The sequence below is a fragment of the Natronorubrum halalkaliphilum genome (genome assembly GCF_009834785.1).
Classification (GTDB): domain Archaea; phylum Halobacteriota; class Halobacteria; order Halobacteriales; family Natrialbaceae; genus Natronorubrum; species Natronorubrum halalkaliphilum.
Genome location: NZ_WUYX01000068.1, coordinates 18,546 through 29,300 on the forward strand (window position 1 = coordinate 18,546; position 10,755 = coordinate 29,300).

The following is a 10,755-nucleotide window of genomic DNA, read 5'->3' on the forward strand; positions in this document are numbered from 1 at the left end:
CAGTCGTGTTCGATTTACTCCGAGAACGGTGCTGATACTGTAGTTCGAGCCAAGTTGAATACCACAGCACGTCGGGTGACCGCTCCCGATCGCCTTAGCTGTCGACAGTACCGCAGTAATCAACGATCGTTCGGGCGATCGTCCGCGAAGTCGTGAGCAACGAATCGAGCGTAACGTACTCGTCGACACCGTGAAGGTTTGCACCCGTTGGGCCCGCGGTAACGACCGGGACATCGTAGTACCGCTGGTAAAACCGCTCGTCGAGCGATGCGTTGCCGCCGACGAACTCGCCCGGTTCACCGGTTATCTCCTCCGCGTGAGCTTTCGCCAACTGGACGATCTCCGCATCGGTCGAGACTTCGTGTGGCGCCGCGTTCCAGCCGAACCAATCCACAGTCGGCGGGTGTTCACGCAGCCACTCGTCTTGCTCTGTCGCAGCGACAACGGCGGCTTCGATCTGCTCTCGGATCTCGCTTCGACTTTCTCCCGGCGGCCAGCCGACGCGTCCCTGGAACACCGTCTCGTTGGGAACCGTCGACGGCCAGTCACCCGCCTCGACCATCCCAATATTGATGTTCGTCTCGTTCCCTTCGAGGGCCGGATCGGCCGCGTAGGCCGGTTCGAAGTCGATCTCGCGTTGTCGTCGGTCGTTGAGCGCCACGAGTTCGTCGGCGACGAGTCGAGACTTGAGGAACGAGCTCACGCCTTCGTGTCCCCAGGCGGCGTGGGCACTCTCTCCCGGCACCGAGACTTCGAAGTACATTACGCCGGCGCTTGCGATCCCGACGTTGGGCAGATCGAACGGCTCCGGGATGAGTGCGGCATCCGGAACGTACCCCCGCTCGAGCGCCGAGAGAAGACCGCCCGTTCCGCCGGCCTCCTCCTCGATCGTGCTCTGTAAGATGAGGTCGCCGTCAAGTTCGACACCAAGCGCCTGAAGGGCTTTCACCGCGATGACCGCTGCGGCGAGTCCGCCTTTCATGTCCGCGCTTCCGCGACCGTAGAGCCGGTTCCCCTCGCGTCGAAGCTCCCAGGGACTGGTCGTCCACTCGGATTCGGGGGTTGCCGGAACGACGTCCATGTGACTGTTGATAGAGAGGGTCGGACCATCGCCGCTCCCGTGTAGCGTTGCAGCCACGTTCGGTCGGTCTTCGAAGCCGACCTCGTCGTACGCCGACGTTCGGAAGAACCCTTCGTGGTCCTCGAGAGCGTCGAGATCGGGAACCCATACGTCCGTTTCGAGTCCCATCTCTTCGAATACCTCCAGAATGAGATCCTGCCCGGGCTTTTCGTGACCGGTGATGGTCTGTTTCGAGACCAGCTCCGATAGGAGTGTTACGAGGTCGTCCTCGAGCGAATCGATTTCATTGTCTATGCGTACCCCTACCTCTTGGGAAGACATAGCATGGACATCGAAGGGGCGATATTTAGTTGTTCCGAAACGCTGGATTCGCTGCCGGAGAAGTATTGATCCGACCGCAAAGAGCCGGTAATCGTGTGCGCAGCCGAACAGGTTACCCGTCTTCTGTCGACTGGTTGTCCGATCCGAGGGATTTCTTGAAGGTATAGGTGTATTTTTCGTAGTCCATTCGATCTTCGTAGAATCGATGCGCATCTGACCGCCAGAGCCCCGATTCCAGCACGATCGTTTCACACCCCTGCTCTCGGGCCCAGGATTCGACGTGAGCGAGCAACTCGGCACCGATCCCTTCCGACTGTCTGGATTCGGTCGTGACGAGGTCGTACAGGAACGCGTGCCGGTCGTAGTAGAAGTTCGTATGGACGATCACGCCAGCGACAGCCACGAGTTCATCCTCTTCGACCGTGGCAAACAATCGATACCCGTCGGATCGCATCGAGTCGAGACGGTCGAGAAACGATTCTTCGGTCAGGTGCGATCGGAGTTCTCGAAGCACCGGAAACGCCGCTTGCCACTCGCTCGGTTCAGTGAGTTCTGTAATTTGCCTGGACATTGTTGATTATCCACTACCCACTCCACCCTTTCTGACGAGTGATACTAAACCTAGGCCTCAGAAGACGTAATCGGGAATCGAGACAATGGGTGCAACTGCTTGAATAGTACCGACTTAGAGTCTGGGGCCAAGAGCAGTCCGACGACACCACGTAGCGACGGACCGCAATCAACTCATTTTGGTGTTCAAAACATTTATTACACCTACCGATAAACGGGGTGTATAGGTTTGATGAGAGTTGTCAAGGCACAATGTAGTGTCGAAATCGATTCGAAAGAACAGGAACAGTACAGTTCTAAATCAATAAATTAAATGACACGCATGCACACAATAGAAGTTGAAAACGTCACAAAGGAATTTGGATCCCTCGTCGCGGTCGAGGATGCAAACTTTCAGATCAAAGACGGCGAGTTCGTCTCGATTCTGGGACCGAGCGGTTCAGGTAAATCAACAATCCTTCGAATGGTCGCCGGTTTCGAAACCCCGACGACGGGATCGATCGCGATCGAAGGGAACGAAGTCGTCGGTGTTCCACCGTTCGAACGTAACAGCAACATGGTGTTTCAGAACTTGGCGCTGTTCCCCCACCTCACCGTTGCGGAGAACATCGAGTATGGTCTCAAACAGGCCAATGTCGATAAAGAAACGCGTCAGAAGCGAGTTTCGGAAATGCTCGAGACCGTTCGGCTCGAAGGATACGGAGACCGCCAACCCGACGAGCTAAGCGGCGGTGAGCAACAGCGTGTTGCACTGGCTCGGGCGATCGTCAACGAACCTGCGGTCGTCCTGTTCGACGAACCGCTGGCATCGCTCGATCGGAAACTCCGACAGCACATGCAGTTCGAACTCCAGCGGATCCAAGCGGAAACTGGGATTACGTTCCTGTACGTGACACACGATCAGGACATCGCACTTTCGATATCGGACCGGATGATCGTGCTGAACGAGGGCGCTATCCAGCAGATCGGAACCGTCGAAGAGTTGTACAACGCGCCGATGTCGCAGTTCGTCGCTGACTTTCTGGGCGACCTCAATGCGATACCATCGACGATCACCGATCTGTCGGAGGAGTACGTTACGCTCGATACGAGCGAGGGGACGATCGATATCGAGTTAGATGCAGGGGGACGAAATGAAAACCTGATCCACAGTGACGGTTTGGCCGAGGGCGAACCGGTCAACCTCTGTCTCCGGCCACACGAGATTTCACTTCAGACGGAACCCCCGGGCGACGGTCAGCCCTCGGTTACGGGAACCGTAAAAAGCCGGATGTTCCGGGGCAACGAAATTGCCTACATTATCGAAACCAGGTGGGACGAGTTCCTGGTCATCGAAGATGCAGGGAACGAACAGCTCACGAACGGTACACCCGTTCATCTCACCTGGTCGCGAGCCGGGACGTATCTGTTCACTCCAGCGAACGGGACGAAACCCAATCCAAAACCCGCGTAATTAAATGGCAAGCTCTACCTCCTCCCGTCGACTTCCCGTCAAAGATCATCTGTACCGTCTGTATATGTCGGTTCGAGATCGATACTGGCTCCGCCTTCTCTTGTTAGTCGGGATACCGGTCGGTGTCCTTCTGCTATTCTTTGTCTTGCCGCTCGTGATTATGCTGTGGCTCTCGTTTCACGACGGGATGCCGCCAGCGCCGTATACGCTCGAGAACTACGTGCGGCTGTTCGACGGCCTTTACCTGAACGTCCTCTGGCGGACGCTGACGATGACCGTTCAGGTTACGGTACTTGTGACGATCGTTGGATACACCCTCGCGTACAGCGTCGTCCAATTTAGCCGCCGGACGACCCTGCTGTTGCTATTGGTTATCCTTCCGTTCTGGACGAACTACATCGTTCGGATGTATGCGCTTATCAATATCTTCCAGACCGGCGGTGCCATGAGTTGGGCACTCAACGCTGTCGGCGTTCTCAACGAAGATTACGGGATGTTGTTCACCCACGAAGCCGTACTGATCGGTCTGGCATACGTCTGGCTTCCGCTTGCAACCCTCCCGTTCTATGCCTCGTTGAGCAACCTGGATACGGACCTCATCGATGCCTCGAAAGATCTCGGTGCCGGTCCGATCAAAACGTTCTACTCGGTGACGCTCCCGCTCACCTACAACGGGCTGATCGCAGGAATCATCCTGGTTGCCATTCCCACATTCGGTGCGTTCGTCACGCCCGCTCTCCTCGGAGGGACTGATCAAATCATGATCGGAAACGTAATCGACCAACAGTTCAATCAGGCGTTCAACTGGCCCTTCGGTGCTGCGATCGGGATTTTCGTCTCCCTGATCGTCCTCGTCGTGTTAGGGCTCAGTACCAAAATCGGTGGGAATATCGTCGGCGTAGGAGGTGACCAACAGTGAGCGCCCTGGGCTCAGCGTTCGGCTGGCTCGAGCGGTTCTGTCACAACTACGGCCCAAAAATCGGGCGGTCGACGATCGTCATCGTTTTGCTCGCGCTGTGGCTACCGATCGTCCTGGTTGTCGTCATGTCGTTCGCCGCTGATGGTGTCCTCTCGTTTCCGCCAGACAATCTCACGCTCGAGTGGTACTTCGTCTTCCTCGAGAACGACGCGGCAATTAGCTCCGTGTTTACGACGATGAAAGTCAGCCTCGTGGCGACGCCGATTACGGTCGCTCTGGCTACGATGCTGTCCTACGGCGTCTCGCGGTACGATTTCCGCGGAAAGAGCGCGATCCAAGGGCTTGTGACGCTCCCTATCATCGTTCCGCTGATCGTCGTCGGTGTCGCACTGGCACTGTTCTTCGGCATGATCAACGTCGGCGGTGGATTCTGGTCCGTAGTCGCCGCACACGTCGTTCGGACGATTCCGTTCGCTGCATTGATCATTCTCCCGACGTTCATGACGTTCGATAGAAGTCTCGAAGAGGCCTCGAAGGATCTCGGCGCAAACGAACTCGAAACGTTCTGGAACGTGACACTTCCGAACATCATGCCGGCAATCGTCGCGGGTGGGATTCTGGCGTTTACGGTCTCGTTCAACGAATTCATCTACACTTATTTCGTCCGCGGAACCGGCATGGAGACGATGCCGATCTACTTGTGGAGCCGTATCCAGCACAACGTGACGCCCGAGGTGAACGTCCTCAGTGTCGTGTTCCTTGTTGTTGCGATTCTCCTGGTCCTGGTCGCTGTGCTGTTGACCAACATTAGTCGACTCACTATGCGGTCCTAACTACATCCGGGTCTTTTTCACCATATTCCGCCACTGTAGCCCGGCTGAAAACGGATACTGCTGAACGCTGGTGAACTTGTTGTACCCGCGATTGCTGCTATTGTCGGTAATTTTGGAGCGGCTATTGTTTTTCATTATTTGAGCAATCAGGGCCGTTTGAGGAGTCACAACGAAATACCGAACATTAGAACTATTTACTCGACTGCTTGCACCAGTATAGTGGCGCATCTCGGCGCGATCTTTGTCGCGAAATTATACGAGGTCCTCGACAATATAGAAGAAAAGCAGCCGTAATAACGGCTAGCAACTGCAATAGCCTACAACCAGGGCCTCACACAGACTGAACGGACCGGTTGGTACGACGTTCAGCGACGGACAATCTACAATTGGCTCAATCGACTCGAGATCGCCGAGCCGCTTGAGCATACTGTTGCTAATGTCTATAATCTGGTAAAAATTGTAGTATCTCAGATATACTGGAAACGGGGAAACGGATAATGTCGGATATTCAATCCCGATATGGTAACGGTTACTGAAAGAAGGGGGCTGGGCTATCAAAAACTTGCCGTACAGCCGCTGAAAATGTAGCTGAGGGCCAAGTGGTGTGCGAGAAAAAACCAAATAAGCGGCGGGAACGGACATCACAGTAGTCTGCATCGCTCTTACCAAGAAATCCGTGTACGCGCTAGCTGTCGAACTATTTGCCCGACACGACTGTACGTATCTGCTGGGCGCGAGCACCGAAGACGGTGACTGCTTTTCTCTCGGTTCGAGAGTACGTTACTGCTGAATACGCAAAAATACCATACTAGTATTATAATAAGAATTCGAAGATGATTTGATCAATTCACCAGATGGATTGCCGTACTTTCGGGCGTCGATCATCACGGACGTAGCGGCCCGAAACGGCCCTGCATCCGTACGATTACCAGCAAATGCACCCGACCGAAATTCGGTTGAGGAGTGCTGGAGACAACTTCAAGCGGTACTCAGTAACCAATCTATGATACACTTCCTGAACTCATAACGACGATCGATACCGTTCTTGCTCAGATTCACTCTCAAGAATGTGCAATTACTTCCAATGACTCCTGTCGTCAACCGCCTCGAGGGCAAGTCGTTCGAGAATCTTCGGTTCTCGTGATCATAGGAATCGACGATTTCCGGACGGCCCAAGCATTCGCCTCGATCGCTGTAAAATCATCCGTAGACTATAGGTCATCAAAATTTAGTTTTATATTCTAGCAATCACTGGTAATAACCGTATACAATGTCTTCGCACAAGCATCCGCTCGGAACCGTCGCTGAACTCGGCGAGCAGCGGCTTCAGGAGTTCGACGACGATATTCGCGGCGACCTTATTCTCCCCGATAGCGAGGAGTACGACGACACGCGTGATGTCTGGAACGGCCTCATCAACACGTATCCTGCCGTCGTGGTACGCGTCGCCGATGCGACCGACGTCGCCCGAACCGTTCGATTCGCTCGCGACGTCGGCCTCGAGCTCGCCGTTCGTGGCGGCGCCCACCACCAGACTGGCAGCGCCGTCGTCGACAACGGACTCGTCATCGATCTCGAGGATCTCGACGATATTCAGGTCGATCCCGAGACCCAACTCGCCCGCGTCGAACCCGGCACTCGGGCCGAAGACGTGCTCGCGGCGACGCAGGAACACGGCCTCGCTACGCCGACCGGGAGCGCCGGCAGCGTCGGCATCCCCGGGTCCACGCTCGGCGGGGGCATCGGTTGGATCCGCCGCAAGCACGGCCTCGGAATCGACGCGCTTCGCAGCGTCGAAATCGTCACACCTGACGGCGAACTCCGCACGGCCAGTCCGGACGAGAACGAAGAGCTGTTCTGGGCCATCCGCGGCGGCGGCGGTAACTTCGGCATCGTCACGAGTTTCGAGTTCGAACTGTACGAAGTCGGGCCGATGGTACAGGGACTCGGCGTCTTCTACCCCGCTACTGCGGCCGAATCGGTCGTGGAAACGTATCGGCAGGTGATGGACGACGCGCCCGAAGAACTGACCACGATGCTTATCAGTGGTCACGTCCCCGGTCTCCCGCCGATCCCGGACGAGATTGCCGGCGAGAACGCAGTCGGTATTCTCGGCTGCTACGCGGGCGATCCCGAATCGGGCGCCGAGATCATCGAACCGCTTCGCAACATCGCGGAGCCGCTCATCGACATGAGCGACGTGATGCCCTACGAGGCGCTTCACGACCTCGGGACGCAGATGTATCCGTGGGGTCGCAAGTACACCCATCGCTCGGTCTTCGTCGACGAACTCACCGACGAGATTCTGGAGGTCGTCCTCGACCGAACCGAAGCGGCACCCACGCCGATGGCCGCGATCGGTGTCTGGGCGCTCGGCGGCAACATCGGCGACGGGCCAGACGCCGCCTACGCGTGGGAGGATAAGCAGTACATGATCACGATCGAGGGTAACTGGGAAGACTTCGAGAATCAGCCGACCCTCAACTGGGCTGCCCAGACCGAACGCGACCTCCGCCGAAGAGGCGCGGAAGGGGCGTACAGCGGCTTTACCGGCGTCGAAGAGCGAAACTGGGAGGACTGGACGAAACAGGTCTACGACGACAACTACGGCCGTCTCGCCGAGGTCAAAGCCGAGTACGATCCCGACAACGTCCTGAGCCAGAACGTCAACATCGATCCCGACGAGGCCTGATCGAGCGAACGGAACGCACCATCGATTTTCTCGGATTTCGGGACCATCGGCCGGCTCGAGTTCGTAGACGGACTGCCGTCAGTCATTGCCCGGGCGGCCGCAAGACCCCTCAGTCGCTCCGGGAAACAGGTACAGCAGCCTGTTCAGTCGTCGCCGGTTTCGGCGGGTGGGGTCTGTATCTGACTCGCTTCCCTCAACTCGATCGAACCAACGTGGCGGGCCCAGACGTACAGCAGGCTTGGCAGCACGATCACGCTGGTGACGAACGCACCGAGCAGCGCCAGCACGACCAGCCACGCGAAATGCGTAAAGTCCGGCTGCGGATGGATCAACATCCCGGCGAAGGCTGCGACCGAGGTGAGCATACTCCCGAACAGCGCCCCGCCCGTGCCGGTGACCGCGGTGGACAGCGCGCTAATCGAGTCGTTGCCGCGCTCGAGTTCCTGTGCGAACCGATCGCTGATGTGAATGTTGTAGTCGACGCCGATCCCGATGACCAGGCTGATCAGCAGCGCGGTCAGGAACGTAAGCGGAATGTCGAGCAGGGCCATTCCGCCGACGACGAATCCGAGCACCAGCGCGATCGGTCCGGCCGTGACCGCGCCGAGGGTCGCGCTGTCGTGGACTCGTCTGTAGATCAACGACAGGGCGACGAACACGGCGGCGACGCCGACGACCATCACCTGCAGGATGCCGTCGGTGATCGTCTCGAGGGTTTGTTGTTGTTCCGTCACGCCGGCAACAGGGGTCGCGGTCAGGTCGTCATCGGTCTCGGCTTCCATCTCGTCGGCCACCGCGAACAGCTCGTCGGCCTCGTCGTCGCCGGGGGCGATACCGCTCGTTCCTTCCGGCGGCCCGATCACGCGGAGCGATTCGTACTCACCGTCGGTCCGTTCTATCACCTGAGTCGCCGCTTCGGGGGCGACCTCGAAGAGGTGATCGTAGACCGATTCGAGGTTCGAATCCGGGATCCCGTCACCGCTGGTGTCCGCCGCCGCGACGGTTTCGGCGAACTCGTCGTCTTCCGCTGCAACGGTCTGAATCACCGTCACCGGCGACTGTATCATGTCGGCGCGCTGCTCGGCGAACGCGCCCGTTTCGAAGCCGGATTCGATACCGTCGTCCACTGCGGTCAACGCCCCGTCGCTGGCGATGTCGCCCTCGACGAGGAACTGAACCCGATCGCCCTCGCTATCGGATGCGGTCCGGAACTCGTCGCTGACGTACTCCTGATTCTGGATGACTTCGTTCTCTTCCCAGCCGACCGGTCCGGGGAGGTCCTGTTTCCACTCGGCGACGTCACCGTCGGGTCCCTGGCCGGCCTCCTCGTCTAGTGCCGTCCACGCCACCCCGCCCGCGGCGGCGGTTATCAGTGCGATCGCGATCACGGCCGGCGCGGCCCGCCGTGCGAGCGCGACCGTCCCGTTCAGCAGGGGCTCGATATAGGCGCCGTGACCGAGCGGCTCCTTCCGGCGATCGATCCCGACCCGCTCAAGCAGCCGATCGACGGAGAGCTTCAGCGCCGGCACCAGCGTCACGAAGACGATGAACGCCGCGACGACGCCGAGCGTGATGCCGACGGCGAGCTCTCTGAGCTCGGGGACCGGGTTGAACACGTTCGAGAGGAACCCGATGCTGGCGGTGATCGTCACGAGTCCGAGCGCGAGGGCGAGCGATCGGACGCCGCGTCGCATCGGCGGGACGATCGGCTCGTCGGGACCCCGCTGTTCGCGATAGCGCATGAACACGTGGAAGCCGTAGTCGATCGAGAGCCCGGCGATGAGCACGGGCCCGATAACGGCCGAGGCGCCGACGGGAATGCCGGCCCACCCCAGCAGTCCGAACATCCAGATGATGGAGACGAACACGCCGGTGACACCGACGAGCACGTCGACCGGGTCGCGGTATGTAAGCGCCGCGACGACGAAGATCAGTCCGAGCACGATCGGCACGATCAGGAAGAGCGTGTTCTCGACGTTCGTGCTCGCGAGGTCCTCGCCCGCGTGCTCGCCGAGCGTGAAGATCTCCGGGTCGTCGTGGTCCGCAGCAGCGTCGTACAGCGCCTGCTGTGCGTCGCTTGGGGGCTCCGGATCGTCGCTCTCGAAGACAACGATCAGCTGGTGGCTCTCGGCTGAGGCCGTTCCCGGCTCGTAGCTGTCCGGCACCAAGAGTCCAGCACGTTGGTCCTCGGAAATCGTCTCCTCGACGAGCGCCGCGACCTCGTCGTCGTCCAGTTCCTCGAGCGCTGCACGCTGTTCATCCAGCGTGGCGTCCGGATCCTCAGCGGCGCGCTCGCCGACCAGACCGGCGACGCTGAGGACGCCTTCGTCGGCGAGTGACTCGTCGACCCGTTCGTCGTCGGTGATCGCTTCCTGGTACTCAAGCGTCGTCAGCAACGCGTCCTTCGAGAGCGCGTTGCCGTCTTCGGCGTACACGTACGCGGGTGCTCGAGCGAGTGACTCATCGTCCGCCTGCTGTTGGCCGTACTGTTCCTGGATGTACTGTTCTCGCTGTTCGACTGGCGTTTCGATCGAGCCGCCGATTCCCTCCTCGTCGCCGATTTCCGCGTTGGTAATTCCGACGATCATCCCCGCGGTGACCAACAACATGACCACCACGACGATGTGGTGATGTGCGGTGACCGTTTCGACGCATCGATCGATCGTGTTCCGAATCATCGTATCTGAATGGGACGGCAGCCCGCTCTCTGGAACCCGCTGCTAGCTACTACGAAACCCGTCGCTGCGTCGTCTAGTAGTGAAGAGGCCGTCGAGAAAATCCGGGCAGCATCCGCTCAGCGGAGGTGGATATGTGTCGCCGAGTTCCGCCAAACCGTCCTGATCGGTGATCTCGTCGCCGTGATCGGTTTGGGATTTAATACCGATC

The 10,755-nt window shown here is 58.6% G+C and carries 7 protein-coding genes; 4 read left to right on the top strand and 3 right to left on the bottom strand.

Going from position 1 to position 10,755, the window contains the following annotated elements; genetic code table 11:
* Positions 1-94: 94 nt before the first annotated feature.
* Both GS429_RS18050 and GS429_RS18055 read right to left on the bottom strand, forming a co-directional pair.
* Positions 95-1,402 carry an ArgE/DapE family deacylase gene (locus tag GS429_RS18050; protein WP_160066778.1) on the bottom strand — a complete coding sequence of 436 codons (1,308 nt, stop codon included), beginning with the start codon at positions 1,400-1,402 and terminating at the stop codon, positions 95-97.
* A 112-nt stretch (positions 1,403-1,514) separates the two neighbouring features.
* Complete coding sequence (locus GS429_RS18055; protein WP_160066780.1) at positions 1,515-1,973, bottom strand: GNAT family N-acetyltransferase; 459 nt, start codon at positions 1,971-1,973, stop codon at positions 1,515-1,517.
* Positions 1,974-2,294: 321 nt separating this feature from the next.
* On the opposite strand from GS429_RS18055, the gene GS429_RS18060 reads away from it, so the two are divergent.
* The 4 genes from GS429_RS18060 to GS429_RS18075 all read left to right on the top strand — a co-directional run bounded on the left by GS429_RS18060 (position 2,295) and on the right by GS429_RS18075 (position 7,869).
* Complete coding sequence (locus tag GS429_RS18060; protein WP_160066782.1) at positions 2,295-3,425, top strand: ABC transporter ATP-binding protein; 1,131 nt, start codon at positions 2,295-2,297, stop codon at positions 3,423-3,425.
* Positions 3,426-3,612: 187 nt separating this feature from the next.
* The gene (locus GS429_RS18065; protein ID WP_235920857.1) at positions 3,613-4,344 is read left to right on the top strand and encodes an ABC transporter permease; all 732 of its coding nucleotides are present in this window, start codon (positions 3,613-3,615) and stop codon (positions 4,342-4,344) included.
* A complete protein-coding gene (locus GS429_RS18070; protein ID WP_328821471.1) occupies positions 4,341-5,177 on the top strand; it encodes an ABC transporter permease in 837 nt (278 codons plus the stop codon). Before GS429_RS18065 ends, GS429_RS18070 begins: the two co-directional genes overlap by 4 nt.
* A 1,270-nt stretch (positions 5,178-6,447) precedes the next feature.
* Positions 6,448-7,869: an FAD-binding oxidoreductase gene (locus GS429_RS18075; protein WP_160066784.1), complete on the top strand. Its 1,422-nt coding sequence runs from the start codon at positions 6,448-6,450 to the stop codon at positions 7,867-7,869.
* 143 nt (positions 7,870-8,012) lie between these two features.
* On the opposite strand, the gene GS429_RS18080 is transcribed toward GS429_RS18075, so the two are convergent.
* Complete coding sequence (locus GS429_RS18080) at positions 8,013-10,547, bottom strand: efflux RND transporter permease subunit (protein WP_160066786.1); 2,535 nt, start codon at positions 10,545-10,547, stop codon at positions 8,013-8,015.
* Between the last annotated feature and the right edge of the window lie 208 nt (positions 10,548-10,755).